Origin of the sequence: Humibacter sp. RRB41 (genome assembly GCF_022761015.1) — a bacterium.
Classification (GTDB): Bacteria; Actinomycetota; Actinomycetes; order Actinomycetales; family Microbacteriaceae; genus Humibacter.
Genome location: NZ_JAKWJQ010000004.1, coordinates 1 through 25,711, shown reverse-complemented (window position 1 = coordinate 25,711; position 25,711 = coordinate 1). Strand labels below are relative to the sequence as shown.

The window sequence follows — 25,711 nt, the reverse complement described above, 5'->3', positions numbered from 1 at the left end:
CGGATCCGCTGCACGCAGTGGAGTTCCTCGGCCAAGGTGCAGAAAGGATGGCGTCATGCCTCTTGAGGGTGAATGGGAGCCGGGAACGGCCGATTGGGCGACGACGCAGGTGCGCGGGTTCGAGGCATCCGACGGCCGTGAGGCGAACACGCTGCGCGGCGTGCCGGTCGTGGTCGTCACCATGGCCGCGAAGTCGGAGGGCGTGCTGCGCAAGATTCCCGTGATGCGAGTCGAGCACGACGGGGAGTACGCGGTCGTGGCGTCGAAGGGCGGAGCGCCCGAGCATCCCGCCTGGTATCACAACGTGGTGCGGAACCCGAACGTCGAGCTGCAGGACGGCGCAGAACGTCACGACTACGTCGCGCACGTCGCAGAGGGCGCCGAGCGGGATGCCTGGTGGGAGCGCGCGGTCGAGGTCTGGCCCGCCTACGCGGAGTACCAGACGAAGACCGACCGTCAGATCCCGGTGTTCGTGCTCACGCCCCTCGAGGGCTGAGTCCGAAGGCTCTGGCGAGTCGCGCGTACTGCTCGTTCGTGTCGTCTCCTGGCGCCGTGACGAGTTGTGCGGCGACGTGGTCGGCGCCCGCGTCGAGGTGGGCACGCAGTCCCGCGGCGACTGCGGCGTCCGTGCCGTAGACGACGAGCGTGTCGACGAGCGGATCGCTTCCTCCTTCCGTGAAGTCGTCGCCGCCGAAGCCCAGGCGCTCGAAGTTGTGCAGGTAGTTCGACATCGTCAGGTAGTTGGCGAGGGACGGCCTCCCGACCGCCCGTGCCTCTGCCGCGTCGGAACGCAGCACGACTCGTTGCTCCGGTGCCAGGAGCGGACCCGAGCCGAGTGCTTCTCGCGCCTGACGGGTGTACCCGGCGGTGACGAGGTACGGATGCGCGCCGGCCGTGCGATCGCGGGCGAGCCTGAGCATCCGTGGCCCGAGGGCAGCGAGCACGACCGACGATCGTGGTACGCCTGCGTCGTCGAGAACGTCGAGGTAGTCCACCATGGCCGAGTACGGAGCTCTCGCTCGCTCGCCCTGCGCCTCAGGATGCCCAACTCCGATGCCCAGCAGAAGCCTGCCGGGGTGACGCGATTCGATGCGGTGGAACGAGGCGGCGAGCTCGGCGGCATCCGCCGTCCAGATGTTGACGATGCCGGTGGCGACAGTGATCGACGTCGTGCCGGCGATCAGCGACTCCGCCTGTTCGAGGTCGGCAGCAGGCGAGCTGCCGATCCAGAGCGCGCCGTAGCCGAGAGCATCCAGCCGGGCCGCGAGCGCGACATCGATGTCGGGACCACGGCGCCAGACGCCGAGTTCGCCGAGTGGGGGTGTGGTCGATTCAGGCATGTCCATCATTCTGGCCGTGCTGCCCGGCTCCGGCTGCCTCGAACGGAGTGTTCACCCGAGCGCGGCCGCCGCGGTGACGATCGCCTCGCGCACCCGGTCGAGGGATTCGCTGCGCAGGTTCCACTGCTGCCAGTAGAGCGGAACGTCGATTCCCCGCGTATCGAGCGCGACCACCTCGTCGCCGGCGTCGCGCAGCTGCCAGGTGGGGAGCATCCCCCACCCGAAGCCGAGCCGCACGGCGGAGACGAAGTCGGCGGATGCCGGCACCTGGTTGCGAGGCGGCGTCGCGTCTCCCGCCCCTCGTGCGGCGAGGTAGCGGCGCTGCAACTCGTCTTTGCGGTCGAAGTCCACGTGCGGCGCCACCGCGAGCGCAGCCCGCGTCACACCGCGCGGGAACCAGGTCGCGGCGAAGTCCGTGGCCCCGCACGGCAGATACCTGGCCACGCAGAGCGGTTCGACGGTGCAGCCCTGCACCGGCGTGGCATCCGAGGTGATCGCCGCCATCACGGCACCTTCGCGAAGGTACGAGGTGGTGTGCTCCTGGTCCTCGCGGTGGAACTCGAAGTCGAGGCCCTCCAGAGGTGCGAGGGCAGGGAGCACCCACGTGGCGAGCGAGTCGGCGTTCACGGCCAGCGGGATGCTCCTACGTGCACCGCCGACGGAATTCGCACCGTCTGCATCGATCGCGAGTTCGTGCGACAGCGTGCCCGCCAGCGCGTCGATCTGCCGCGCGACGCGCAGCGCGACGGCGCCGGCCTCGGTGACGGTCACCGGTTTCGAGCGCACGAGCAGCACCCTGCCGAGGGATGCCTCGAGCGCGCGGATGCGCTGGCTCACGGCGGACGGCGTGATGTGCAGGGTGCGGGCAGCGGCATCCAGTGTGCCGTGTGTCACGGCGGCATCCAGCGCGCGGAGCTGGGCGAGGTCGAGATCCATCAACAGTGATGCTAATGCTGCATTAGAAACTGAAGCTGTACTTCATTGTGTCGTGACCTTAGTTTGATGCCGTGCCCTTCTCGACCGTGCTCGCCGGATTCGGCTTCAGCCTGTCGCTGATCGTGGCGATCGGAGCCCAGAACGCCTTCGTGCTGCGGCAGGGCTTGCGCAGGGAGCACGTGCTGCCGATCGTGATCGTCTGCGCGGGTACTGACGCGCTGCTGATCTGCGCGGGCATCGCGGGCATCGGATTCCTGGTGCTTGCTGCACCGTGGGTGATCGCGGCGATCAGGTGGGCCGGGGTCGCCTTCCTCCTCGTGTACGGCGTTCTCGCCGTGAGGCGGGCGTTCCGCCCTGGGGAGCTCGACCCGGCATCCGGTGCCGGCCCGGCAGGGCTCGCCGCAACCCTGGCCGCGTGCCTCGCGTTCACGTGGCTGAACCCGCACGTCTACCTCGACACCGTCGTGCTGATGGGAACTGTGGGCAACGGATATGGAGACAACCGCTGGTGGTTCGCGCTCGGCGCCGCCCTCGCCAGTGCCGTCTGGTTCACAGCCCTCGGTTTCGGCGCCAGGATGCTCCGCCCCCTCTTCCGCTCCCCCGTCGCGTGGCGAGTGCTCGACGTGCTCATCGCGCTGACGATGTTCGCGATCGCGGTCACGCTGGCGGTCGAGGCGCTCACGCATCCGTGACGCAGGGCGTTCCGAGGACTCATGCGACGCTGCGTCCCCGTCGCCCGCTACGGATATGCTGACGCCGATCAGTCCACTTCAGTGAAATGACGTGATATCCGATGCTGTTCAGCATCGCACTCGCCCTTCTGTCGTCGCTCTCTTACGGGTTCTCCGACTTCTTCGCCGCGCGTGCGGCGGCGAAGCTCGGCGTCATCCGCACCACGACTCTCGTCTACGTCTTCGCGACGATCGCGGTCGGTATCGGCCTGCTGTTCGTCAGCGGCACCTGGGCAGGCGGCGCCGTGTTCTGGGGCGCGGTGGCTGGCGTCTGCGCGATCATCGGCTTCATCGGGTTCTACGCGGGCATGGCGGTCGGCCCGATGAGCCTGGTGTCACCGCTCATCTCGGTGCTCGAGGCTGTGGTGCCCGTGTGCGTCGCGATCGCGCGCGGAGACAGTCTGCCGCCGGTGGCCTGGGTCGCGATCGCTCTCGCCGTGATCAGCGCGCTGCTCATCTCGCTGCAGCGCTCGCAGCAGCACGCACGCATCGCACCGCGCACGGTGATCATCGCGATCATCTCCGGCGTCGTGCTGGGCCTCTCGATCACCGCCCTGGACTACGCACCCAAGGATTCCGGGCTCACGCCGGCCTTCGTCGAGCTGGCGGTCGGTGTCGTGATCATGCTCGCCCTGGTCGGAGTCGCCGCGCTCAGCACCCGCGTGCGCACGAGCCTCGCCACGCTCGAAGTGGATGCCGAGGAGTCCCATTCGAGCGACGTGCCGAGACGCACCGCGCTGACGATGATGCTCGTCGGCGGCATTCTTCTCGGCGCGTCGAACGCGCTGCTCGTCATCGCCCTGCAGCACGGCGATCTGGCGGTGGTGTCCGTCATCATCGGCATCTACCCGCTGGCGACGATCGTGCTCGCCCGCATCGTGCTGAAGGAGCGGATGTCGCCGGTACAGGCATCAGGAGTCGGGCTCGCCCTCGTGGCCACCGCACTGCTTGCGTTGGCGACCGGGTGACGCTCAGTCCTCCGCGATGCCGATCTTCGCGTGCAGTCGCTTCGCCCAGCGAGGAGCCCACCACATGATGCGCTCCTGCCACGTCATGAACGCCGGAACCAGAAGGCAACGCACCAGGGTCGCGTCGATCAGCACGGCGAACGCCAGCGCGACGCCGAGCTGTTTGATGAGCACGAGGTCGCCGGTGGCGAAGCCCGCGAACACCACGATGATGATCAGGGCTGCTGACGTGATGATGCGACCGGACCGCTGCAGACCGAGTGCGATCGCCTCGCGTCCCGGCGTGCCGGCATCCACTCGCTCCTTGATACGGCTCAGGATGAACATCTCGTAGTCCATCGCGAGACCGAACCCGAAGGCGAGGGCGAGCAGCAGCACGATCACGTCGACTCCGTAGACGCGGTCGGCGTCGAAGCCGAGCACGCCGGCGAACGCACCGTCCTGGAAGCCCCACACCAACAGGCCGAGGGATGCCCCGAGTGAAAGCGCACTGGCCACGAGCGCCTTGAGCGGCACCACGATCGACCCGGTCATCAGGAACAGCAGCACGATCGTGCCGATCGCGACGATCAGGATCGCCAACGGCGCGCCCCTGGCGAGCGAGTCGGCCAGGTCGACGGTGCTCGCATCCACACCGGTGACCCAATGGGCGAACGCGGGTGGATCACTGCGGATCTCGCCCACGACGCCGACGCCGTCGCGCGGGTCGACGTTCACGCGGGCGCTCCAGGCGTGAGCCGACTGCTGCGGATCCTGCACGGACTCGACATGGTCGAGCTTCCTGACGTGCTCCGACCAGTCGACGAGGCGTGCCCGCGATGTCGTGACGAGCTGGATGCGGGCGGGTGCGGCATCCGGGAACTCGTCGGTGAGCGTGGTCTCGAACGTGTACTGGCTCGATGCCCGCGGCACCGCGTCGATGCTCGTGTTCGCAAGGGTGAGTGAGGCGATCGGGCTGGCCAACAGGAGCAGCACCACGACGCAGCCGAGTGTGACCCAGGCAGGATGCCGCTGCACCCGCCTGGTGAGGCGGGAGAACACGCCTTCTTCGGGCGCGACATCGCCGAACCGCACGATGTATTTGCCGAGCCAGGGCAGCCTGGTCAGCGCGCCGGGGCGAAGCAGCCGGTCGCCGGAGAGCCCGATGATCGCCGGAATGAGTGTGAGCGCCGAGAGGATGCCCACCACGGTGACCGCGATCGCCGCGATGCCCACGGCACGCACGAACGACGGCTCGAACACGAGCAGTCCGAGGCAGGCGATCGCGAACGTCGTGCCCGAGAACAGCACCGTTCGTCCAGCGCGATCAAGCGCGGCTCCCACTGCGGCGAGCCGCACGGCGCGTCCCTCCTGCCCTCGCTCCGCCGCGGCGCGATACTCCTCCCTGAACCTGCTGACGACGAGCAGGCCGTAGTCGATCGAGAGCCCGAGTCCGACGGCCGTGATCACGTTGATCACGGTGTTGGCGATGTCCGTCAGATAGGTGAAGCCCAGCAGCACACCCAGCGACGTGACGATGGATGCTCCGGCACCGATCAGCGGCAGTCCGGCTGCGATGAATCCGCCGAACACGACCAGCATCACGAGCAGAGCGATCGGCAGCGCGACGGTCTCGCCACGTCGCAGGTCGTTCTCGGAGATGCTCTGCAGCGAATCGGTCAGAAGCCTGGTGCTGCCGACCTCCACCGTCGCGTGCGGGTGAGCGGAGCGAAGATCGTCGCGCGCGGCATCCATCTGCGTCTGCACCCGGTCGACGGTGGACTGAGAGGCCGCGTGACCGTTCGCACCCTGCACGGTGGCCGTGATCAGGATGCCATCACCGTCCTTCGCCACCAGCGCCCCGACCTGCGGATTCTCGACACCGCCCGGCACTGCCAGCGGGTCGGCGACCGTCGTCTTCGGCAGCGCGGCCAGGTCGGTGGCGAGCTCGGTCGTGCGGGCGACCAACTCGGCATCCGACGGCTCGACGCCGTGCACGAGCAGCGTGACACTCGTGCCGGCCGAGCCGGACCCGAGCTTGTCGGCACCAATCGAACTCTCGCCGTTCACACTGGGAACGGATCCGCCGAGACGGTCGAACAGCCTTTGTCCACCAAGCCCACCCAGCGCGGTCGCGACAGCAGCGGCGACGACGGTCAGCCAGACGCCGAGTGTGATCCACGGATGCCTCGCGGCACTCGCGCCCAGCCGTCCGATCGGCCCGACGCGTCGGGCTGTGCTCGGCTGCGTCAAGGCTCCTCCGGTGCTTCGCTCGGTCTACGCTCGGCGCACGACCGCGAGTACGGCATCCGTCGTCCCCGTCCAGTCACCGGTCAAAGTCTCGCCGTCGCCGGGCGCGGTCTCCGACGCGCCGATCACGCGCACGATCCGCGCCTCGACCCCGTCAGCGGCAACGGTCGTCGTTGCCCAGTCGCTGCTGCGTGCCAGCGAACCGGGGTCGTGTGCGATCGCCGGCACATCGGCATCCGGATGTCCGCTGCCCCGCACCTGCGCGTCACCGGCCTTGGGCACGGTGACACCGTTCTCTTCGTAGTGCTGCTCCACCTCCGTGCCGCCCGTGAGCACGATGCGCGCCAGTTCGGCGACGAAGACCGGATCTCCCGCGCCGTCGTAGACCCACCGGGTGCCGAGCACGCTGTGCTCCATGGTGCCGAGGAGTGAGTCGTTCGCGCCCTCCAGCGGCGATCCGCGATAGGTCAGCGGGACCTGCAGCGTCGTGCCTCCGCCATCGACGAGCAGCGTCTCGATGCCGACCTCGCCCGCCGGGTCATCGAACCGGAACGACGCGACGCGCTTCAGTTCGGAGCCTGAGGCATCCGCCGGGTAGAAGGGCTGCGACGGCAGCCAGCCGGCCACCAGCTCGAGCTTCGACGGAGTCAGTTGCGCGTGATGCAGCAGTGCCATGTGCACCACACTGGCACATCGAAATCCTCACATCGAAACCGGCACATCGAAGTAGCCTGGCGAACATGACCTCGAGGTGGAGCGAAGCGGAACTGCGGACCATCGGCGAAAACGACGAGGTGGTGCTGGCATCCAGGGGATCGGACGGGTCGCTGAGCACATCCGCGACCATTTGGATCGTGCGCGCCGGCGACGACGTCTTCGTGCGATCCGCCCACGGCTCGACGAATCGCTGGTACAAGCGCGCCGTCGCCGCGGGCGGCGGGCACGTCGCGATCGGAGACGTCGCACGCGACGTCGCGTTCGAGGATGCCTCCGCCGACGCTGACCACGCCGCCATCGACGCCGCGTACCACGCCAAATACGACGGCAAATACCCCAAGGAGTACGTGGACCCGGTGGTCGACGACCTGTCGCACGGGGCGACGTTGCGGCTCATTCCGGCGTGAATCAGGCGCCGATGCACGACGGCCAGCTGGCCGTCACCGTCGATGTCGTTCGCGCGCTCATCGCCGAGCAGTTCCCGCACTGGTCGCACGAGTACGTCGCCGCCCTGTCGACCTCCGGCACTGTGAACGCGATCTTCAGGGTCGGGGAGCGGCTCGCGGCACGCTTCCCGCTGGTCGTCGACGATGCGGATGCCGCACGTCGCGAGCTCGAGATCGAGGCGGCTGCCGCGAGGGAGCTCGCCTCGGCCACGAACGTTCCGACGCCCGTCGTGGCGGCCATCGGAGAGCCGGGACACGACTACCCCGGCCCCTGGTCCTTGTCCACCTGGCTGAACGGAACCCCCGTCACGCCCGACAGCCTCGCGGACTCGACGGAATTCGCTCTCGAGATCGCCGCGTTCATCCTCGAGCTGCGTGCCACCCCGGTCGCCGGTCGCGTCTTCTCGGGCAGAGGTCGCGGCGGTGATCTGCGTGCGCACGACGATTGGGTGCGCATCTGCCTCGACAACAGCGCAGGTCTCCTCGACGTCGACGCACTCGCACGGGCATGGGCGACGTTCCGAGAACTGCCCCGCCACTCCCCCGACGTCATGTCGCACACCGACCTGATTCCGGCCAACCTGCTCGAGGGGCACGGCCGCCTGGTCGGCGTGCTCGATGTCGGCGGCTTCGGGCCGGCAGACCCAGCACTCGACCTCGTCGTCGCCTGGCACGTGTTCGATGAGGTGCCGCGCCGCGAACTGCGCCGCGCTCTCGGATCGGACGACGTCGAGTGGGCGCGCGGCGCTGCATGGGCGTTCGTACAGGCGATGGGACTCGTCTGGTACTACCGCCAGAGCAACGTGACGATGAGCGCGCTCGGGAGGAGCACGCTGGAGCGGATCATGGCATCCGGGATCGCCGAGCGCATCTGACACACGACGCACGTCGGTCGCTCCGGCTAGCGTCGGCGCATGGACCTCACCGAAGAGCAACGCGCCTTTCTCGACTCGACCCGCTCAGCGGCGATGATCACGATCGGTCGCGACGGCATGCCCAAGGCAGTTCGAGTCGGCGTGGTGGCCGTCGACGGACACCTCTGGAGCAGCGGCACGGCTGACCGCACGCGCACGAAACGGCTGCGCCGCGACCCGCGCAGCACGCTGTTCGTGTTCGACGGCCAGTACCGGTTCCTCACCCTCGAAACGGGGGTCACGCTTCTCGACGGCGCGGATGCCCCTGAGCAGAGCGTGCGCCTCTTCCGTGCGATGCAGAGCAGGCCGACCGGCGATCTCGTGTGGAACGGCGAGGAGCTGAGCGAGTCCGACTTCCTCGCCGCGATGGTGCGCGAGGGCCGCCTGATCTACCAGTTCGACGTGCACAAGGCTTACGGGCTGGTCTGAATCCCGCCTAGGCTTTCGAACATCCGGTCTCGTCATCGGAGGAAGGACAACATGCCCGACTCGAACGACAGCCGTGTCGCCGTCTACATCGACTTCGACAACATCGTCATCTCCCGCTACGACCAGGTGAACGGGCGCAACTCCTTCACCCGCGACAAGATCCGCCAATTCGATCCATCAGTCGGCGGAGCGGATGCCTCCCTCGCCGCCAAGCTCTCGGCGGCCACCGTCGACGTGGGCGCGGTGATCGACTTCGCAGCATCCTTCGGCACGCTCGTGCTCACGAGGGCCTACGCGGACTGGTCGGCACCCGTCAACGCCGTCTACCGCCACCAACTGGTCGGACGCGCGGTGGACCTCGTGCAGTTGTTCCCTGCCGCGGCGTACGCGAAGAACGGGGCGGACATCCGGCTCGCCGTCGACACCGTCGAGGACATGTTCCGGCTGCCCGACCTCACTCACGTCGTCATCGTCGCGGGAGACAGCGACTACGTGCCTCTGGCGCAGCGCATCAAGCGACTGGGCCGCTACGTGGTGGGCATCGGCGTCGCCGGTTCGACGAGCCGCACCCTCGCCGCCGCGTGCGACGAGTTCTACAGCTACGACGCGCTGCCCGGCATCGAGCGCCCCGCTCCTCCCGAGGCGCCGCAGCCTGTCACCGAGCCCGAGCCCGAGCCGGATGCCGAAAAGGACGGCACGAAGGATGCCACGCCCAAGGCATCAACGAGGTCGCGCACCAAGGCTCCCGCGAAATCCACGGCGAAGGCGCCCGTGGCCGAGCCGCCGGCGCAGAACACCGACGAAGACGACGAGGATGCCTCGCGCGACCCACAGCTCGAGGCGACCGGCCTTCTTGATCGCGCCCTGCGCATCGGTCACGAGAAAGACGACACCGAGTGGCTGCACTCGTCGGCGGTGAAGACGCAGATCAAGCGCATGGATCCATCGTTCAGCGAGAAGCAGCTCGGCTTCCGGTCGTTCTCGGACTTCATCAAATCGCGCTCCGACATCGCGGAGCTCGACGACAGCAGCACGACCCAACTGGTGCGGTTGAAGCCGCAGGCAGCCGATGCTGCTGCGTCGTCGAAGCGCGCGCCACGACGGGCAAAGGGGTAGGTCGCAGACATGCGACAACTCATCATCACCGCGTTCGTCTCCGTCGATGGCGTCATGGAGGCGCCGGGCGGCGAGCAGGGCTATCGCAATGCGGGCTGGACCTTCAACGGCATCGACTTCGATCCCGCCGCCTACGAGCTGAAGGGACGTGAGCAGCAGGATGCATCCGCCCTGCTCCTGGGTCGTGTCAGCTACCAGGCGTTCGCCCCGATCTGGCCGACCATGGACGACTTCGCCGGCTACAACGCGATGCCCCGCTACGTCGTCTCACGCACGCTCACGAACGACGACGACCGCTGGCCGGCGACCCTGTTGCCCTCGCTCGACGAGGTCGCTGCGCTGAAAGAGACCGACGGTGGCCCGATCCTCGTGCACGGCAGCGCGACCCTTGGCGCGAGCCTCGCGGATGCCGGCCTCGTGGACCGCTACCACCTGCTCGTCTTCCCCGTGCTGCTCGGCGCAGGCAAGCGCCTGTTCAGCGATGCCGACAAGGATGCGACCCGCCTCACCGTCGTCGAGAACGAGGCGTACGCGAACGGCATCGTGAAGCAGATCTACGACGTCGTGCGCTGAGAGGTCGCGATCGCTCTGGATCGCGCACCCACCAGCATCCCGGCGCCGGCCACTCCCGCCGCGACAACGAGTGCGGCTGCCGAAACGGTGAAGGCCACGGTGTAGCCGCCGGCCGCCGGCAGCCCCGACCCCGCGATCACGTCGGACGTGACGATCGCAACGGCGACCTGAGCGCCGAGGGAGCCGCCGATCGTGCGCACGATCGTGTTCACCCCCGTCGCCTCGCCCGTCTCATGAGGATCGACCGCGGCGACCACAACGTTCACCAGCGCGGAGAATGCGAATCCGATCCCGACTCCGAGAACACCCGACCCGAGAACGATCGCCCAGGCTTCGGAGTGACCGGCGGCGAAGAATCCGAACCCGACCGCTCCGATCAGGCAGGCGACGAGCAGGGTGGGGGTGAAGCCGATGCGCGACCCCAACCGGCCGCCGATCGGCCCGGCGAAGAGCATCGTGACCGCCATCGGCAGCAGATACAGACCTGATTCGGTGACCGTCGCGCCGAAGCCGTATCCCGCCGACGACGGCGTCTGCACGAACTGCGGAACGAGGGTGAACGCCCCGTACATGCCGAACCCGATGATCAGTGCCGTGAGATTCGCCGTCACGAGCGCCGGCCGCCGTTGAACTCGAAGATCGACGAGCGGCGACGCCACCCTCAGCTCGAGCACCACGAACCCGACGAAGGCGAGCACTGCCAGCACCAGCATGGTCACGACGGGCCCGATCGGCCACGACCGGAACTGCCCGATCACGAGCAGCAGAGCCACCAGCGCGATGCTCAACAGGAGCGCTCCCCGCCAATCGATCCGCACCCGACGTCGTTCGGATCGGCCGTCCCTCGGGATGAACGCCAGAGTCCCAGCGAGCGCGAGCAGGATGACGACGAGCGACGTCCAGAACAGCCACGGCCAGCCGAGGGCATCCGTGATCGGCCCCGGCAACACCAGGCCAACCCCGAACCCGATGCCGAAGACGGCGCTGATCGTGCCGATCGCCACCGGGACGCGATGGCGCGGCATCCGGTCGCGCACGATGCCGAACGCGAGGGGGAAGGTACCTGCGCCCAGCCCCTGCACAGCACGTGCCGCGATTAGCACACCGACGGTTCCGGCGAGCGCAGCCAGAACCGTGCCGGCGGCGAGGATGCCGAGGCTCACGATCAAGAGAAGTCGTTTGCCGAAGAGGTCCCCCAGCCGACCGATCACGATCGTGCCGACCGACGATGTCAGCAGGAACGAGCTGACGATCCAGGCCGTCGTGGTCGGGGATGCCCCGAACTCGCGCTGAAAGTCCGGCAACGCCGGAACGACCATGGTCTGCAGCAGCGAGAACGACAGCACCGCGAGCAGGAGCGCCGCGAAGACCCTCGCGGATCCGTCCTTCGGCTTTTCGATAATTTGTGTCATAGCGACATCATTACATCTCGGCACAATGTCATGTTGATAGTGTCGTCGCATGACCGATGCAGCAACGGATGCCGCGCCACCGCCCCAGGGACGCCCCCCGACGCTGCTCGGTCTGCCGTCGTATCTCGCAGGGCACGTCTCCCGCATCGGGCGCTCCACGCTCGTCGGCGAACTGGCATCGCGCGGGCTCCGGCTCCCGCACTTCGCGATCTTCGCCGGTCTGCACGACTTCGGATCTCTGCCGCACAACGAACTTGCGGACCGGCTCGGACTCAACCGCAGCCACCTCGTCGGATACCTCGACGAGCTCGAGGACAAGGATGCGATCGAGCGCTCACGCGATTCCTCGGATCGGCGCCGCCAATTGATCAGTCTGACCCTTCCGGGCGAGGAACTGGCCTCCGAACTGATCGAGTACGCACGATCGGGCGAAGCTACCGACCTCTCCGTGCTGAACACAAGCGAGTTGGCGACTCTGACGAAGCTGCTTCGCCGCGTCGTCGAGGCGGACGACGGGAGAGAGCGATGAGCCGCATCGACGTGGTCGAGACAAGCATCGCGGACCTTCGGTCGGCACTCGAGGCAGGCGATGCGACGGCAGTCGAACTGCTCGAGGCCTACCTCGCACGCATCGACGCCTACGACGCGCGCGGCACCGCGACCGCGCTGAATGCCGTCGTCGTGCGCAACCCGGAGGCACACGCCGAAGCGGAGGCATCCGACCTGCGGCGAGCTGCAGGCGAGCTCCTCGGCCCCCTCGACGGCATCCCGTACACCGCGAAGGACAGCTACCTGGCACGCGGGCTGACGGCCGCGGCCGGGTCGCCGGCGTTCGCCGACCTCGTCGCCCAGCGCGACGCGTTCACGATCGAGCGGCTGCGCGCTGGCGGCGCCGTACTCATCGGCCTCACCAACATGCCGCCGATGGCCAACGGCGGCATGCAACGCGGCCTCTACGGTCGAGCCGAGAGCCCGTACAACGCCGAGTGGCTGACCTCGGCGTTCGGCTCCGGTTCGTCGAACGGTTCGGGCACGGCGACCGCCGCGAGCTTCGCGGCGTTCGGTCTCGGCGAGGAGACCTGGTCGTCGGGGCGGGCCCCGGCATCCAACAACGCGCTGTGCGCCTACACGCCATCACGCGGCGTGATCTCGGTACGGGGCAACTGGCCTCTCGTGCCGACGATGGACGTTGTGGTGCCGCACGCCCGCACCATGCCCGATCTGCTCGACGTGCTCGACGTGATCGTCGCCGACGATGCGGATGCCCGCGGCGACTTCTGGCGCGCCCAGCCGTGGGTGCGCATCCCTGCGGCATCCGACGTGCGTCCTGCGTCGTATCCGGCCCTCGCGCCGTCGTCTCGCGCGGCCGCGCAGTCGACATTGCACGGCAAGCGGGTCGGAGTTCCGCGCATGTACATCAACGCCGATCCGAATGCCGGCACCGGCGAGCATCCCGGCATCGGCGGCTCGACGGGGCGGCCGATCGTCACGAGGGAGTCCGTGCTCGCACTGTGGCGCACCGCACGCTCCGACCTCGAAGCGGCCGGTGCCGAGGTGGTCGAGGTCGACTTCCCGGCCGTCACGAACTACGAGGGCGACCGGCCAGGTGCGCCGACGATCGCCACTCGCGGGCTCGTCTCACCGGAGTTCCTGCGCAACGAGATCGTCGACCTGTCGGCGTGGGCGTGGGACGACTTCTTGAAAGCCAACGGCGACCCCCACCTCCGCGGGCTCGACGGGGTCGACGGAGCCACCATCTTCCCGCTGCCGCCCGGCGCGCTCCCCGACAGGTACACGGGGTTCGACGATGACATCGCGACGTATCCGAAGGTGGTGCGCGAGCATCCGTATGCGTCGTTCACCGACATCCCGCATCTCGAGGCGGGCGTGCGCGGGCTCGAGGAGACGCGACGTGTCGACCTCGAGGAGTGGATGGACTGGCTCGGTCTCGACGCCGTGGCGTTCCCCGCCGTCGCCGACGTGGGACCTGCGGACATGGACGTGAACCCCGCATCGGCCGATCTCGGCTGGCGCAACGGCGTCTGGGTGTCCAACGGCAACCTCGTACCGCGACACCTCGGCATCCCGACGGTGACGGTTCCGATGGGGACCATGGCCGACATCGGGATGCCCGTTGGCCTCACCTTCGCCGGTCGCGCTTACGACGACACGGCGCTGCTCACGCTCGCCGCCGCCTTCGAGGCGACAGGCGAGCGCCGAGCCGAGCCACCCCGCACGCCTCGGCTCTAGCTTCGGCCGCGCGCAGTGCCGAAAACTCCGGCCAGCCAGTCGAGGATGATCGTCAGGCTCTCCGGATCCAGACGCGTTCCCGGCTCGTTGTACCCGTTGCCCGGTGACGTCGCGACCTCCTGCGGCGTGCGACCGTCTTCTTTGAACACGTGGTTCGCATGCGGAGGGAACGCGAACGTCACCCCGGCGTTCGCCACGGCCGCCTGCCGTAAAGGATCGCCGTCCGCATACTCATCGATCTGCACGTCGTGGCCGCCGATGAGCACGAGCGTCGGGATGCCGACCCGCGCGATCGTGTCGACGGCAGACTCGACCCAGAGCTCGCGCGCGAACGGCAGGTTGGCAGGAGCCTCGAAGCTCGAAAGCACCATGCGCACGCTGTCGGGCAGTGCCGGGTCCGGATCCATCGACTCGCCGGCCGCGTATCTGGCGGCCGCCTCTTCGACCTTGGGCATCAGCTCCGTGCCGCCGGGCAGCTGGGAGGCCTGCGAAGCGAGCTGCGCCAACAGCACATCCTTGATCGGCCGGCCGGGCGGTGCCGCGAGCACGAGGCCGACGAACGGCACACTCTGGTCACTCGTTGCGTAGTGCAGAACGTGCAGAGTGCCCTCGCTGTTGCCGAGCCCCACGATGCGTGTCGGGTCCACGAACTCCTGCGCCGCGAGCACGTCGACGGCGGCGACCAGCTCATCGAGGTGCGAGGCCATGCTCATCGTGCCGATCAGCTTCGGCACATTCTGCATGGCGTGCGGTCCGGATGCCCGCTTGTCGTAGCGCAGCGAGGCGATGCCCGCATTCGCGAACGCTTCGGCGAAGAGCCGACCGCTGCCGTTGGATCCTGGCAGCATCGGCGAGCACCAGTCGCGGTCGGTCGGTCCGCTCCCCGCCACCAGCACGACCGCCGGGAACGGCCCGTCGCCGTCCGGCCGCATGACGGTCCCCTCCATCGTGATGTCATCGAGAACCCAGGAGACGTCGGTCGATACGGTCATGTCGACAGTCTCGCAGCGCCGGGCGACGCCGGCACCCGTGACAGATGTCACCGGCGCGCCGTGACGGGCGGCACGCGCGGCGTCGCGGCCGGCCGAACATGATGGTCTCGGATGCCGTGACCCCATCGAAAGGACCGCCGATGCCCAGTCAGAATGCCCCAGCCACACCCGCCGCCGACGCCATCCCACGCGTCGCGTACGTCGGCGTCGCGGGAGGCCTGCTGCTGATGGCGTTCTTCACGCTGCTCTGGGCATCCTGGCTTTTCGGGACCGTCTCGCCTGCGATCGCGACGCCGGTGTTCGCGGCGTACGCCGTCTTCGCCATCGTCTTCGTCGTCGTCGCCGTTCGCCTGTTCGGCTCAGCTCGTCGCGCGCCGACCATCGACACCGACGAGCGCATCGGGCGAACCACCAGCATCGGCCGACAGTTCGGCATCATCTTCGGCATCGAATTCGTGCTGATCGGGGTGGCAGGCGGCATCCTGAGCGCGACAGGGAACTCCGACTATCTGAACCCGGTGATCGCCCTGATCGTCGGCTCGCACTTCATTCCGCTCGCGCGCGTCTTCGAGCGCACGATCGACTACTACATCGCCGCCTGGACGATCCTCTTCGCGCTGCTCGGGATCGCGCTGCTGCTCTTCACGTCCACGCCGAGGGACACGGTCTGGACCATCGTCGCGCTGGCCGCCGCCAACGCAACGACCGCCTACGGCGTCTACATGCTCGTGGTCGCACGCCGCCTGAACCGCCTCAGGCTGCCCTGACCCGCGGGTCGATGATGCCGTAGACGATGTCGACGATCACGTTCGCAACAGCGATGAGGATGGCCGAGAACAGGGTCACCCCGACGACGACCTGTAGGTCCAGCGTTCCGATCGCGGTGATCAGCAGCGACCCGATCCCTTGCATCGAGAACACCCGCTCCGTGATCACCGCACCGCCGAGCAGCGTGCCGAGGTCGAGGCCGAAGATCGTGACGACCGGGATCAGCGCGTTGCGCAGGCCGTGCCGCACGACAACGACACGTTCGGTCAGTCCCTTCGCCCTCGCGGTACGCACGTAGTCCTGCCCGAACTGCTCGAGCAGCTCACCACGCGTCAGACGGGCGTAGACCGCGGCGCTGATGAACGCGAGGGCGCACCACGGCAGGATCAGGTGCAGGAACCATCCGACCGGGTCTTCCGTCAGCGGTTCGTAGCCACCGGTCGGCAGCCAGCCGAGCCGGAATCCGAACAGCAGGATCAGCAGCATCCCAACGAGATAGGCGGGAGCGGAGACCCCCGCGATCGCCACCGTCATGATGGCCTTGTCAGCTCCCTTTCCACGACGCACCGCTGCGATCGTCCCGCCGAGAACACCCGTGACGAGCCAGAGAACGGCAGCCCCCACAGCGATCGACGCGGTGACCGGGAAGTGGGTCAGGATGAGCTCGGTCACGGGCGTGCTCAGCTGGAACGAGTAGCCGAGGCAGGGCGCAGAACAGACGATCGTGCCGGTACCGGCGCCGAACGAGCGGCCGACGACGATGCCCTTGAGGAACTCCCAGAGCTGGCCGTACCACGGCAGGTTGAGCCCGAGATACTCCTTCGCTCGCGCGAGGTTCTCCGGCGTGCAGGGCTTGCCACAGGAGAGCTGCGCCGGGTTGGAGGGCAGCAGATAGAAGATCACGTACGTGATCGCCGTGACCACCAGCAGCACGATGACCACGCCGAGCAGGCGGAACGCGATGTAACGGGCGATGCGCATCAGCCGGCCGCTCTCGTCGTCGCGGCCTCGGTCGTCGTCGCGGACTGCCGTCTGCGGGAGCGGCGGCGATTCACGCGTGGATCGAGGGCATCCCGCAGCCCGTCGCCGAACGCGTTGAACGCGAGCGTGATGAAGAAGAGCGCCCCTCCAGGGAACAGCAGGTAGGCGGGGTCGGTGGAGAACCAGGCCACGGCGTTGCCGATCGTGCGACCCCACGACGGCGTGGGCGGCGGCACCCCGACGCCGAGGAACGAGAGCGCAGCCTCCGTGCCGATCATGGCGGGGATCAGGATGGTCGCGTAGACGATGATCGTCGACCCCACGTTCGGCAGAAGCTGGCGCCAGAGCACGTGCGCCGAGCCGGCGCCCATCGCCTGCGACGCCACGACGTACGTGCGCTGTCGCAGCGACAGCACCTGACCGCGCACCACGCGGGCCACGGCCGGCCAGCCGAAGAAGCCGATGATCAGCACCATGAGCACCGGGCGCGGAAAACTGGCCGCGACGATCGCGGTGAGCGAGATCATGAAGATGAGGCTCGGGAAGCCGAGCATCACGTCGACCACCCTGCTCGCGATGCGGTCGTACCAGCCGCCGAAGTATCCGGCGGTGATGCCGACCAGCACGCCGAGCGCGACGGCGATCACGGTGGCGAGCACTCCGACCGTGATCGACACCCGTCCGCCGTAGACGACGATCGAGAACAGGTCGCGGCCGGTCAGCGGTTCCACGCCGAACCAGTGCTGCCACGAGATGCCGCCGCCGAAGCCCTTGGGCGAACCGTTCGAGTCGAGGGCCCCGAGATGGTACGAGTACGGGTTCTGCCCGTTGATGCCGGTGATCAGAGGGGCGAAGATCGCGGCCAGCACGAACACGAGGACGACGACGATGCCCGCCAGCGCCCACGGGTCTCTGCGCAGGTGGTTCCAGACGTTCATGCGATCTCCTCGAGCAACCGCCATGCCTCACGCCGTGCGGTCTGCGCCTCCGGGTCGGCGACGGGAGCAGCGGCGAGCAGCCGCTTCGTGTACGGGTCGGACGGCGCCGCCAGCACGCTCGCCGCATCTCCCCGCTCGACGACGCGTCCATCGCGCAGCACGACGACCGAATCGGCGAGACGACGCACGACGGCCAGATCGTGGCTGATGAACAGACACGCGAAGCCGAGTCGGCGTTGCAGTTCCTGGAGCAGATCGAGCACGGATGCCTGCACCGAGACATCCAGCGCACTCGTCGGCTCGTCTGCGATCAAGAGTCTCGGCTCGAGCGCGAGGGCGCGCGCGATGGCGACGCGCTGGCGCTGCCCGCCGGAGAGTTCGTGCGGGTAGCGCTCGGCGAAGTCGAGCGGCAGGCTGACCTGCCGCAGCAGGTCGCTCACCCGGTCGGCGCGCTCGGCGCGGGACATCCCGGTGTGCACCATGAGCGGTTCCGCGATGCTGTCGCCGACGCGGTTGCGCGGGTTGAGCGACGACGCCGGGTCTTGGAACACGTACCCGATGCGGCTGCGGATGTCGCGCCTCAGCCTTCGCGACGATCCCGCCAGCTGCACGCCGGCGACCGTCGCGCGGCCCTCGACGATCGGCACGAGCCCTGCGAGGGCACGCCCGATCGTGGACTTTCCCGATCCGGACTCACCGACGAGCCCGACGACCTCGCTTCGTCCGATCTCGAAGCTCACACCGTCGACGGCGCGAACGGCGACGCCGCGGCGGTGGAAGACGACGGACGCGTTCGCGAGCACGGCTGCGTCATCCGCGGAGGCATCCGGCTGGGCTTCTATCTCGGCTTCTATCCCGGCTGCGACGACGGGAGTCGCCTCCGTGACGGTCGCGACGTCGAGTTCGGCGAGCGTCGGCACGGCGGCCAGGAGCCGCTTCGTGTAGTCCGACGTCGGCGCGGCGAAGACCGTCTCGACCGGCCCGCGCTCGACGACCTCGCCGGCACGCATCACGAGCACATCGTCCGCGAGGTCTGCCACGACGCCCATGTCGTGCGTGATGAGCAGGATGGCCGTGTCTCTGGTGTCCCGCAGCGAACGCAGCAGGTCGAGGATGCCGGCCTGCACCGTGACATCCAGTGCCGTCGTCGGCTCATCGGCGATGATCGCGACGGGGTCGCAGCTGATCGCCATTGCGATCATCGCTCGCTGCAGCTGCCCGCCGGAAAGCTCGTGCGGATACGACGCGGCGATGCGACGGGAATCCGGCAGCCCGACGGTGGCCAGCAACTCCTCGACGCGGGCACGCAGTTCGGCCTTGGCGCGGATCGGCCGGTGCACGTTGATCGCCTCGGCGATCTGGCGGCCGATCGGGAACACCGGGTCGAATGCGCTCATCGGCTCTTGGAAGACGGTGCCGATGAGTCCACCCCGCACGCGGCGCAGCTCGGCGCCTGGCGCTCCGACGAGCTCGTTTCCGTTCAACTCGATGCTGCCGCTCACGGTGGCGGAGTCGGGCAGCAGACCGAGCACGCTCATCGCGGTCACCGACTTGCCCGACCCCGACTCTCCGACGAGGGCGAGCACCTGGCCGGAGTACAGGGTGAAGCCGACCCGGTCCACGACCCGGTCGGCTTCACCCTGCTGTGCAAACGAGATCGAGAGATCCCGTACCCTCAGCACCGGCTCGCGGTGCTGAGGGCTCACTGCTCCTTCGGTCACTTGCTCAACGTCAGCGTCATGTAGTCCGGGTAGGCCGGGAACGACGGGATGAAGAAGTTGCCGACGCCCGAGCCGTGCAGGAAGGACTGCTTGGCGTAGATGAGCGGCACGACCGGGGCATCCGCCATGATCTGCTTGTCGATCGCGGCCCAGTCGGACTGAGCCTTCTTCTGGTCGACCTCCGCCTGTGCTGCGGCGATCGCGGTGTCGACGGCCCGGTTCGAGTACTGCGACACGTTGTAGTTGCCATTGCCGATCTGGCTCGAGTCGAACAGCGGCGAGATGTTCGCATTGGCCGACGGGAAGTCCGGCTGCCAGCTCATCATCGCCAAGTCGAACGTCGGGTTGCTCACGGCGACGTCGGTGTAGAACGAGTCGGCGTCTTCGGGCTTCAGCGTGACGGTGATGCCGACGCGCTTCAGGCCCTCCTGAATAGCCTGCGCCTGAGCTGTCGACGCTGTGTCGTTCTGCGTGAGCAGCGTGAGGTTCAGCGAGGTGACTCCGGCCTTCGCGAGCAGGCTCTTCGCCTTGCTCACGTCACCGGTCGATGGCGCCTTGTACAGGTTGTAGTTCACGCGGCCCGCGATGCCCGGCGTGATCAGCGTCGAGGCCAGCGTGCCGGCCTGTGCGCCGCCGGATGCGACGAGATACGACTTCTTGTCGACGGCGTACTCGATCGCCTGACGAACCTGCAGGTTCTTGAGCTCGCCACGCTGCGTGTTCAGCGACAGATACTGGATAGGGCCGGCTGACGAGGTCGCGACGCGCTGCTTCGCGCTCGAGTTGGCGTTAACGGATGCCAGGTCGGATGCCCCGAGGTACTGCGCGCCGAAGGCATCCTTGTACGCGCCGGTGTCGTTGATCAGGTTCTGCACCGCGGTGGTCTGATTCTGGCTCTCCTGGAACACCACCTTGTCGGCGGTGGCCGTGCGCACCGAGTCGGTCTTCGAGCTCCAGTACTTGTTGCGCACCAGTGTCAGCGAAGTGCCGTCCTTGATGGACTCCACCTTGTACGGGCCGGAGGTGATCGGCGCCTTCGCGTACGTCGCTGGGTTGCCATTGGCCTTCTCGACGGGGGTGAACGCCGGCATCGACGCGATCCACGGCCAGTCGCCGAACGACTTGTCGAGGTGGAAGACGATGGTCTTGTCGTCAGGCGTGGAGATCGACGGCAGGTCCTTGCCGGTGAACGGGCCCTCGTAGGTGCTGCCGCCGACGAGCAGTGTCTTGTGGTAGCTCAGGCCGCCCTGCAACTGGTTGCTGAACGAGCGCTCGACTCCGTACTTGACGTCTTCGCTGGTGATCGCCTTGCCGTCCGAGAACTTGACGCCCGACTTGAGCGTGTACGTCCACGTCTTGCCGCCGTCGCTCACGACGCCCGTGTTGGTCGCCAGGTCGGGAACGACCTTGGCGTCCTTACCCGGCTGCACCTCCCACGTGGTCAATCGACGATCGAGCAGCCCGAGGGTCGTCGTCGCCAGGTTCTGGCTGGAAGCGGGGTCGAGGGACACGGTCGTCGACGGAGTCAGGATGGTGAGCGTTCCGCCGGCCTTGGTCGTGGAGTTCGAGCTCGGTGAGGAGCAGCCGGTCAGAACGAGCGCGGCAGCCGCGATGACGGCAGCCGCTGTGGTGATTCTTCGCATATCTTCCAGTTTCTGCCAGCGCGAACAGGGGGCGAAATCGCATGACGCAATGTGGCGTCGGTCGCCGCCGGCGATCAGGCCAACGCCTGAGACGCTTCGCGCATTCCTCAGTCCATCGAGTCGAGGATGCCCACCAGCGACTCGAACGTGGTGCGCGGGTTCAGCAGTGCGAACCGTGTGTTCGGCCTTCCGGCGTGCGAGCTGGGTGTGACGAAAGCACGCTGCTCCTCGAGCAGACGCGCAGACCAGGCGGCGTAGTGCTCCTTCGTCCAGCCGTCTCGCTCGTAGACCACCACCGAGAGCTGGGGTTTGCGCACGAGCCGGAAGCCCTCGCGAGACTCGATCTCGGCCGCGATCCGCTGGGCGAGCTGCAGTGACGTCGTGACGGCATCCCGATACGCGGCGGCGCCGTGCGTGGCCAGCGAGAACCAGAGCGGCAGGCCTCTCGCGCGGCGGGTGAGGTGCACCGCGTAGTCCGAGGGACTCCACTCCGTCGCCTCTGTGAGGGTGTCGAGGTATTCGGCGTGCTGGGTGTGCGCGCGGCGCCCCGCCTCGGGGTCGCGGTAGATCAGCGCGCAAGCGTCGAAGGGAGCGAACAGCCACTTGTGCGGGTCGACGATCACCGAGTCGGCCTCTTCCACGCCCGCGAACAGCGGCCGCGCCCGCTGCGACAGCATGCCGGCCAGCCCGTACGCGCCGTCCACATGCAACCAGAACGGATGCTCCTGTTTCAGCGCCGCGATCGACGCCAGGTCATCGACGATGCCGAAGTTCGTCGACCCGGCCGTCGCGACGACCGCGAAGACGTCACCACCGCGACTCTCCAGCACGGGTCGCACCGCGTCACCGGTGAGCACGCCGCTCTCGCCGGCGTCCACCGGGATCACCTCGACATCCATCACCCGGGCGGCCGATGCGATGGACGAGTGCGCCTCCGCGCTGCACACGACGGCCCACCTCGTCGTCGGGTTTCCTCGCTGCGCACGTGCGTTCTCGCGCGCCGCGACCAGGGCTGAGAGGTTGCCCAGCGTTCCGCCCTGCACGAAGACGCCGCCGGCGCTCTCAGGCAGCCCGAACTCCGCAGCCAGGAACGACAGCACCTCGTTCTCGGCGTAGACCGCGCCGGATCCCTCCAGCCACGACCCGCCGTAGACGGCGCTGGCGGAGACCACCAGGTCGAACGCTGTCGCGGCCTTCGTGGGCGCCGTCGGGATGAACGCGAGATAGTTCGGGTGGTCGGTGGTGATGCAGGCGGGGGCGAGAACATCCGCGAACACGGCGAGCGCCCGTTCGGCACCGATCCCCTGCTCCAGTACGGAGCGTCCCGCCAGCTGCTCGAGCTCCTGCTGCGTGTAGGTCTTGTCGAGCGGCGTGTCGACCGAGAGGATGCGCTGCCTCGCGTACTCGAGCACCTGATCGACCAGCACTTCCGTCTCGGTCGAGACCGCGTGCATCCGATCGCCCTTCACTTCCGCGTCTTGCGCCACCGCACTGCTCCTTCCGCGCGGCCCACCGGCATCCGCCGCCGCACTCGACGATCTCATACCGCGCGGGGAAACGACCAGCGCCGACGACGCGGCCCCGCGGAACACGTGGTTCGCGGGGCCGAATCGCGTGCGCTACTTCTTGATGAACTCGAGGATGTCCTTGTCGAGCTCCTCCTGGTACGCACCCCAGATTCCGTGCGAGGCGCCCGGGTAGACCTTGAGTGTGCCGTCCTTGACGAGCTTGATCGACTTCTCCGCAGCGGCCGCGATCGGCACGATCTGGTCGTCGTCGCCCTGCGCGATGAAGATCGGCACGTCGATCGCCTTCAGATCCTCGGTCTGATCCGTCTCGCTGAACGCCTTGACGCAGTCGTAGGCTGCGGCGAGGTTCACCAGCATGCCCTGACGCCAGAAGTCGTCGATGAGCCCCTTCGACAGCCCCGAGTTGTCCCGGTTGCCGCCGTAGAACGGCAGCGCGAGGTCCTGATAGAACTGCGAACGGTCCTTCAACACTCCCTCCCTGATGCCGTCGAACGCCTCGATTGGTGTGCCCTCCGGATTCGAGTCCGACTTCAGCATGATCGGCGGCACCGCGCCCGCTGTGACCACCTTCGCCACACGACCGTTCGCGAACTGCGCCGCGTACCGCACGACCTCGCCGCCTCCGGTGGAGTGGCCGACCAGAACGACGTCATGCAGGTCGAGGTGCTCGATCAGCTCGGACAGGTCCCTCGCATAGGTGGTCATGTCGTTGCCCGTGTACGTCTTCGACGACCGCCCGTGGCCGCGGCGATCGTGGGCGATGGTGCGGTAGCCGGCATCCGCGAACACCTTCAACTCCACCTGCCATGCGTCGGAGCTCAGCGGCCAGCCGTGACTCAACACGATCGGCTGACCCTCCCCCTGATCGGTGTAGTAGATCTCGGTGCCATCGGCAGTGGTGATGTACGGCATATGAGCTGCTCCTTCTTCGTGACGGACGATGACCACCCGGAACGGCACTGCTGTGCCGATCGCATCCGGATCGCTCTGCCCCATTATTGTGGAATTGTGATTCCATAATCAAGTGAATCCTTCCCCTCGCGGGTGAACGGCTTGCGAACGGACGCCCGCGACTCCGCTGATATGGTGCGCCCATGGCTCGACGACGGGAATTCGATGAAGATCAGCTGATCGCTCAGGCGACCCAGGTGTTCTGGAGTCGCGGATACGCAGCGACGTCGCTACAGGAGATCGCGCGCCGTTCGGGTGTCGGCACAAGCAGCATCTATGCCGCCTATGGGAACAAATGGGCACTGTTCCTGGTGGCCTTCGAGCGCTACTGCGCCGATCGCGTCGCCCTCGTTCGTGCCGCGGTCTCCGATGGAGGCTCACGCCGCGACGTCGCCACCCGCTTCCTCACCGCGATTGCCGAGGACTGCGCAGGGCAACCCGATCGCCGCGGATGTCTCATGCTGAACAGCCTCGGCGAGCTGGGCTCCGAGCATCCGGAGATCCGCATGATCGCCTCACGCACCAATGCCGCGATGGAGCAGGCCGTTCGCTCACGTCTCCCCAGGGGGAAGAGCTATGACGACACCGACGCGAGTTCGCTCGCCGCGACCCTGGTGGCGTTCTCACAAGGCCTGATCGCTGTCAGCCGACTCGGTGCCGACGACGAACGCCTGCACCGCATGGCGGCTCTGGCCGGCTCAGCCGTCGCCGCTTAGTCGCGGCACGCGGGCGGCCACGGGACTTCAGGTGATCGACGAGTCGTAGATGGCGTCGACGGATGCCTTGAGCGTCGCATCGAACTCGGCCTGCGTCTGCTCCACGTCGAGTCCGTCGAGCAGGGCGCGGCTGAAGCTCGCGATGAGTCCGTGGTTGCGGGCCAGCCGGGCATCGGCCTCCTCGCGGCTGTATCCTCCCGAGAGCGCAACGACCCTGAGCACTCCCGGATGCTCGATCAGCGGTGCATACCAGTCGTCGCGCTCCGGCAGGGTCACCTTCAGCATCACCTCGTAGTCGCCGGGCAGTGCGTCGAGTGCGTCCAGCACGGTCCCGCGGAAGGTCTCTTCGACTGACGCCTTGTCGGCGGCATGGATGTCGATCTCGGGTTCGATGATCGGCACCAGACCCGCCTCGCCGATCTGTCGCGCTAGGGCGAACTGCTGGTCGACGATGGCCCGGATGCCCTTCGCATCGTTCGCGGCGATCACCGAACGCGCCTTCGTGCCGAAGATGCGTCTGCCCACGGCTTCCTCGAGAAGCTGCGGCAGATTCGGGATCGGCTTCATCAGCTGCACACCGTCGGCCGTGTCCATCAGCCCTTCGTCCACCTTGAGGAACGGCACGATGTGCTTTCGCTCCCACAGGTAGTCGGCGGTGTCGATGTCGTCGATCTGCCGCCGCATCGTCTGCGTGAAGAGGATGGCGGCCAGGATGTGCTCGGACGTGAACACAGGGCTCGTGATCACGCGCGTGCGCATCTCGTGCACCAGGTCGAACATCTCGGCCTCCGAGTGGTATCGGTCTTTGCCGATGCCGTACGCGGCGAGTGCCTTCGGCGTGCTGCCGCCACTCTGGTCGAGGGCCGCGATGAATCCCTTGCCGTCTCGCATGCGCTCGCGCTGCTCGTCGTTCATGATCCCCAGTCCAGCACCGGCGCTCGGCCCCGGCAAGCATTGCTCCATGAGGGCGTCGCCGACCCTTCGAATCTAGGTCGCGGACCTTTCGGGCCTTTAGAACGGTGGTGGGTCGGTGTCGTATCCGGTGGGTGTGCGGATTCGGATGGTGCCGTCGGGTTTCGGTTCGATTCGGATGCGGGTGACGGTTTTGATCCGGTGGAGGCGTTTCTTCAACGGCAGTAGGTTGCTCACGTTGGTCATGCCGCCGTGTTGGTATTCGATGGCGTGGTCGATTTCCGCGTCCGGTGCCAGGTAGGGGGCGGCGTCGTCGATGAGTCCGTATCGGATCTTCAACCAGCGTCGTTGTGCTGCGGTGGGTCGGTAGCTACGTCGGTCCAGGTTCAGGTTCGCCGGTGCGACCGGGTCGTTGATCACCCGGTGGAACGCGGGCGCGTTGTGCAGGCTCGCTGCGGCGCTGCGCGGGTCGATGGGTCCGTAGCCGAGGAGTTCCGCG

The 25,711-nt window shown here is 67.7% G+C and carries 26 protein-coding genes; 12 read left to right on the top strand and 14 right to left on the bottom strand.

All coding sequences use genetic code 11. From position 1 onward, the window contains the following. Positions 1 to 55: 55 nt before the first annotated feature. Positions 56 to 496 carry a nitroreductase family deazaflavin-dependent oxidoreductase gene (locus MJ603_RS11450; protein ID WP_243063862.1) on the top strand — a complete coding sequence of 147 codons (441 nt, stop codon included), beginning with the start codon at positions 56 to 58 and terminating at the stop codon, positions 494 to 496. On the opposite strand, the gene MJ603_RS11445 is transcribed toward MJ603_RS11450, so the two are convergent. Both MJ603_RS11445 and MJ603_RS11440 read right to left on the bottom strand, forming a co-directional pair. Continuing rightward, entirely contained in the window at positions 477 to 1,340 is an 864-nt protein-coding gene (locus MJ603_RS11445; RefSeq protein WP_243063861.1) for an LLM class F420-dependent oxidoreductase, read from the bottom strand. The genes MJ603_RS11450 and MJ603_RS11445 overlap by 20 nt on opposite strands. A gap of 51 nt (positions 1,341 to 1,391) precedes the next feature. Continuing rightward, positions 1,392 to 2,276 carry a LysR family transcriptional regulator ArgP gene (locus MJ603_RS11440; RefSeq protein WP_243063860.1) on the bottom strand — a complete coding sequence of 295 codons (885 nt, stop codon included), beginning with the start codon at positions 2,274 to 2,276 and terminating at the stop codon, positions 1,392 to 1,394. Between the two features lie 71 nt (positions 2,277 to 2,347). On the opposite strand from MJ603_RS11440, the gene MJ603_RS11435 reads away from it, so the two are divergent. Next, positions 2,348 to 2,968, top strand: coding sequence for a LysE/ArgO family amino acid transporter (locus MJ603_RS11435; RefSeq protein ID WP_243063859.1), 621 nt, complete (start codon positions 2,348 to 2,350; stop codon positions 2,966 to 2,968). 101 nt (positions 2,969 to 3,069) lie between these two features. Then, on the top strand, positions 3,070 to 3,975 hold the full coding sequence (locus tag MJ603_RS11430; RefSeq protein ID WP_243063858.1) for a DMT family transporter: 906 nt from the start codon (positions 3,070 to 3,072) through the stop codon (positions 3,973 to 3,975). A gap of 3 nt (positions 3,976 to 3,978) precedes the next feature. On the opposite strand, the gene MJ603_RS11425 is transcribed toward MJ603_RS11430, so the two are convergent. Continuing rightward, entirely contained in the window at positions 3,979 to 6,207 is a 2,229-nt protein-coding gene (locus MJ603_RS11425; protein ID WP_243063857.1) for an MMPL family transporter, read from the bottom strand. Between the two features lie 24 nt (positions 6,208 to 6,231). Continuing rightward, positions 6,232 to 6,879 (bottom strand): hypothetical protein, encoded by a 648-nt coding sequence (locus MJ603_RS11420; protein ID WP_243063856.1) that lies wholly within the window; start codon positions 6,877 to 6,879, stop codon positions 6,232 to 6,234. Between the two features lie 65 nt (positions 6,880 to 6,944). Between MJ603_RS11420 and MJ603_RS11415 the strand changes: the two genes are divergently transcribed. From MJ603_RS11415 to MJ603_RS11395, 5 genes are read left to right on the top strand one after another with little or no spacing between them, the layout of a single operon-like run. Then, entirely contained in the window at positions 6,945 to 7,328 is a 384-nt protein-coding gene (locus MJ603_RS11415) for a DUF2255 family protein (RefSeq protein ID WP_243063855.1), read from the top strand. Continuing rightward, positions 7,325 to 8,242, top strand: coding sequence for a phosphotransferase (locus MJ603_RS11410; protein ID WP_243063854.1), 918 nt, complete (start codon positions 7,325 to 7,327; stop codon positions 8,240 to 8,242). The genes MJ603_RS11415 and MJ603_RS11410 overlap by 4 nt, the downstream gene beginning before the upstream one ends. A gap of 39 nt (positions 8,243 to 8,281) precedes the next feature. Beyond that, entirely contained in the window at positions 8,282 to 8,710 is a 429-nt protein-coding gene (locus MJ603_RS11405) for a pyridoxamine 5'-phosphate oxidase family protein (protein WP_243063853.1), read from the top strand. A 51-nt stretch (positions 8,711 to 8,761) separates the two neighbouring features. After that, complete coding sequence (locus MJ603_RS11400) at positions 8,762 to 9,826, top strand: NYN domain-containing protein (RefSeq protein ID WP_243063852.1); 1,065 nt, start codon at positions 8,762 to 8,764, stop codon at positions 9,824 to 9,826. 9 nt (positions 9,827 to 9,835) lie between these two features. Beyond that, on the top strand, positions 9,836 to 10,399 hold the full coding sequence (locus MJ603_RS11395) for a dihydrofolate reductase family protein (RefSeq protein WP_243063851.1): 564 nt from the start codon (positions 9,836 to 9,838) through the stop codon (positions 10,397 to 10,399). Here MJ603_RS11395 and MJ603_RS11390 read toward each other — a convergent pair. Further along, positions 10,381 to 11,811: an MFS transporter gene (locus MJ603_RS11390; RefSeq protein ID WP_243063850.1), complete on the bottom strand. Its 1,431-nt coding sequence runs from the start codon at positions 11,809 to 11,811 to the stop codon at positions 10,381 to 10,383. The genes MJ603_RS11395 and MJ603_RS11390 overlap by 19 nt on opposite strands. Positions 11,812 to 11,860: 49 nt before the next feature. Between MJ603_RS11390 and MJ603_RS11385 the strand changes: the two genes are divergently transcribed. After that, positions 11,861 to 12,340, top strand: coding sequence for a MarR family winged helix-turn-helix transcriptional regulator (locus tag MJ603_RS11385; protein ID WP_243063849.1), 480 nt, complete (start codon positions 11,861 to 11,863; stop codon positions 12,338 to 12,340). Further along, on the top strand, positions 12,337 to 14,061 hold the full coding sequence (locus MJ603_RS11380; RefSeq protein ID WP_243063848.1) for an amidase: 1,725 nt from the start codon (positions 12,337 to 12,339) through the stop codon (positions 14,059 to 14,061). Before MJ603_RS11385 ends, MJ603_RS11380 begins: the two co-directional genes overlap by 4 nt. Here the strand turns inward: MJ603_RS11380 and MJ603_RS11375 are convergent. Further along, positions 14,058 to 15,053: a S9 family peptidase gene (locus MJ603_RS11375; RefSeq protein ID WP_243063847.1), complete on the bottom strand. Its 996-nt coding sequence runs from the start codon at positions 15,051 to 15,053 to the stop codon at positions 14,058 to 14,060. The genes MJ603_RS11380 and MJ603_RS11375 overlap by 4 nt on opposite strands. A gap of 140 nt (positions 15,054 to 15,193) precedes the next feature. Here MJ603_RS11375 and MJ603_RS11370 point away from each other — a divergent pair, with 140 nt between their 5' ends. Beyond that, entirely contained in the window at positions 15,194 to 15,820 is a 627-nt protein-coding gene (locus tag MJ603_RS11370) for a hypothetical protein (protein WP_243063846.1), read from the top strand. Here the strand turns inward: MJ603_RS11370 and MJ603_RS11365 are convergent. From MJ603_RS11365 to MJ603_RS11340, 6 genes are all read right to left on the bottom strand, one after another. Further along, the gene (locus MJ603_RS11365; RefSeq protein ID WP_243063845.1) at positions 15,807 to 16,802 is read right to left on the bottom strand and encodes an ABC transporter permease; all 996 of its coding nucleotides are present in this window, start codon (positions 16,800 to 16,802) and stop codon (positions 15,807 to 15,809) included. The two genes, MJ603_RS11370 and MJ603_RS11365, sit on opposite strands and share 14 nt — an antisense overlap. After that, positions 16,802 to 17,740, bottom strand: a complete 939-nt coding sequence (locus MJ603_RS11360) for an ABC transporter permease (RefSeq protein WP_243063844.1) — start codon at positions 17,738 to 17,740, stop codon at positions 16,802 to 16,804. The genes MJ603_RS11365 and MJ603_RS11360 overlap by 1 nt, the downstream gene beginning before the upstream one ends. Beyond that, the gene (locus tag MJ603_RS11355) at positions 17,737 to 19,461 is read right to left on the bottom strand and encodes an ABC transporter ATP-binding protein (protein ID WP_243063843.1); all 1,725 of its coding nucleotides are present in this window, start codon (positions 19,459 to 19,461) and stop codon (positions 17,737 to 17,739) included. Before MJ603_RS11355 ends, MJ603_RS11360 begins: the two co-directional genes overlap by 4 nt. After that, positions 19,458 to 21,104 carry an ABC transporter substrate-binding protein gene (locus tag MJ603_RS11350; protein WP_243063842.1) on the bottom strand — a complete coding sequence of 549 codons (1,647 nt, stop codon included), beginning with the start codon at positions 21,102 to 21,104 and terminating at the stop codon, positions 19,458 to 19,460. The genes MJ603_RS11355 and MJ603_RS11350 overlap by 4 nt, the downstream gene beginning before the upstream one ends. A gap of 107 nt (positions 21,105 to 21,211) precedes the next feature. Beyond that, positions 21,212 to 22,558: an aminotransferase class V-fold PLP-dependent enzyme gene (locus MJ603_RS11345; protein WP_243064262.1), complete on the bottom strand. Its 1,347-nt coding sequence runs from the start codon at positions 22,556 to 22,558 to the stop codon at positions 21,212 to 21,214. Between the two features lie 165 nt (positions 22,559 to 22,723). Next, positions 22,724 to 23,629, bottom strand: coding sequence for an alpha/beta hydrolase (locus MJ603_RS11340; protein WP_308220591.1), 906 nt, complete (start codon positions 23,627 to 23,629; stop codon positions 22,724 to 22,726). Positions 23,630 to 23,727: 98 nt separating this feature from the next. On the opposite strand from MJ603_RS11340, the gene MJ603_RS11335 reads away from it, so the two are divergent. Continuing rightward, positions 23,728 to 24,300: a TetR/AcrR family transcriptional regulator gene (locus tag MJ603_RS11335; RefSeq protein ID WP_243063841.1), complete on the top strand. Its 573-nt coding sequence runs from the start codon at positions 23,728 to 23,730 to the stop codon at positions 24,298 to 24,300. 27 nt (positions 24,301 to 24,327) lie between these two features. Here the strand turns inward: MJ603_RS11335 and MJ603_RS11330 are convergent, their stop codons facing one another. Next, entirely contained in the window at positions 24,328 to 25,215 is an 888-nt protein-coding gene (locus MJ603_RS11330; RefSeq protein ID WP_243063840.1) for a fructose bisphosphate aldolase, read from the bottom strand. A gap of 96 nt (positions 25,216 to 25,311) precedes the next feature. After that, positions 25,312 to 25,711 (bottom strand): HNH endonuclease signature motif containing protein (locus MJ603_RS11325; RefSeq protein WP_243063839.1); only part of this gene is annotated, 400 nt, incomplete at its 5' end.

Coding starts and splice junctions, on each gene's coding strand:
- MJ603_RS11450 (WP_243063862.1), top strand. CDS start 56: ATGCCTCTTGAGGGTGAATGGGAGCCGGGAACGGCCGATTGGGCGACG.
- MJ603_RS11445 (WP_243063861.1), bottom strand. CDS start 1,340: ATGCCTGAATCGACCACACCCCCACTCGGCGAACTCGGCGTCTGGCGC.
- MJ603_RS11440 (WP_243063860.1), bottom strand. CDS start 2,276: ATGGATCTCGACCTCGCCCAGCTCCGCGCGCTGGATGCCGCCGTGACA.
- MJ603_RS11430 (WP_243063858.1), top strand. CDS start 3,070: ATGCTGTTCAGCATCGCACTCGCCCTTCTGTCGTCGCTCTCTTACGGG.
- MJ603_RS11420 (WP_243063856.1), bottom strand. CDS start 6,879: ATGGCACTGCTGCATCACGCGCAACTGACTCCGTCGAAGCTCGAGCTG.
- MJ603_RS11415 (WP_243063855.1), top strand. CDS start 6,945: ATGACCTCGAGGTGGAGCGAAGCGGAACTGCGGACCATCGGCGAAAAC.
- MJ603_RS11405 (WP_243063853.1), top strand. CDS start 8,282: ATGGACCTCACCGAAGAGCAACGCGCCTTTCTCGACTCGACCCGCTCA.
- MJ603_RS11400 (WP_243063852.1), top strand. CDS start 8,762: ATGCCCGACTCGAACGACAGCCGTGTCGCCGTCTACATCGACTTCGAC.
- MJ603_RS11395 (WP_243063851.1), top strand. CDS start 9,836: ATGCGACAACTCATCATCACCGCGTTCGTCTCCGTCGATGGCGTCATG.
- MJ603_RS11390 (WP_243063850.1), bottom strand. CDS start 11,811: ATGACACAAATTATCGAAAAGCCGAAGGACGGATCCGCGAGGGTCTTC.
- MJ603_RS11385 (WP_243063849.1), top strand. CDS start 11,861: ATGACCGATGCAGCAACGGATGCCGCGCCACCGCCCCAGGGACGCCCC.
- MJ603_RS11380 (WP_243063848.1), top strand. CDS start 12,337: ATGAGCCGCATCGACGTGGTCGAGACAAGCATCGCGGACCTTCGGTCG.
- MJ603_RS11375 (WP_243063847.1), bottom strand. CDS start 15,053: ATGACCGTATCGACCGACGTCTCCTGGGTTCTCGATGACATCACGATG.
- MJ603_RS11370 (WP_243063846.1), top strand. CDS start 15,194: ATGCCCAGTCAGAATGCCCCAGCCACACCCGCCGCCGACGCCATCCCA.
- MJ603_RS11365 (WP_243063845.1), bottom strand. CDS start 16,802: ATGCGCATCGCCCGTTACATCGCGTTCCGCCTGCTCGGCGTGGTCATC.
- MJ603_RS11360 (WP_243063844.1), bottom strand. CDS start 17,740: ATGAACGTCTGGAACCACCTGCGCAGAGACCCGTGGGCGCTGGCGGGC.
- MJ603_RS11350 (WP_243063842.1), bottom strand. CDS start 21,104: ATGCGAAGAATCACCACAGCGGCTGCCGTCATCGCGGCTGCCGCGCTC.
- MJ603_RS11345 (WP_243064262.1), bottom strand. CDS start 22,558: ATGCACGCGGTCTCGACCGAGACGGAAGTGCTGGTCGATCAGGTGCTC.
- MJ603_RS11340 (WP_308220591.1), bottom strand. CDS start 23,629: ATGGGGCAGAGCGATCCGGATGCGATCGGCACAGCAGTGCCGTTCCGG.
- MJ603_RS11335 (WP_243063841.1), top strand. CDS start 23,728: ATGGCTCGACGACGGGAATTCGATGAAGATCAGCTGATCGCTCAGGCG.
- MJ603_RS11330 (WP_243063840.1), bottom strand. CDS start 25,215: ATGAACGACGAGCAGCGCGAGCGCATGCGAGACGGCAAGGGATTCATC.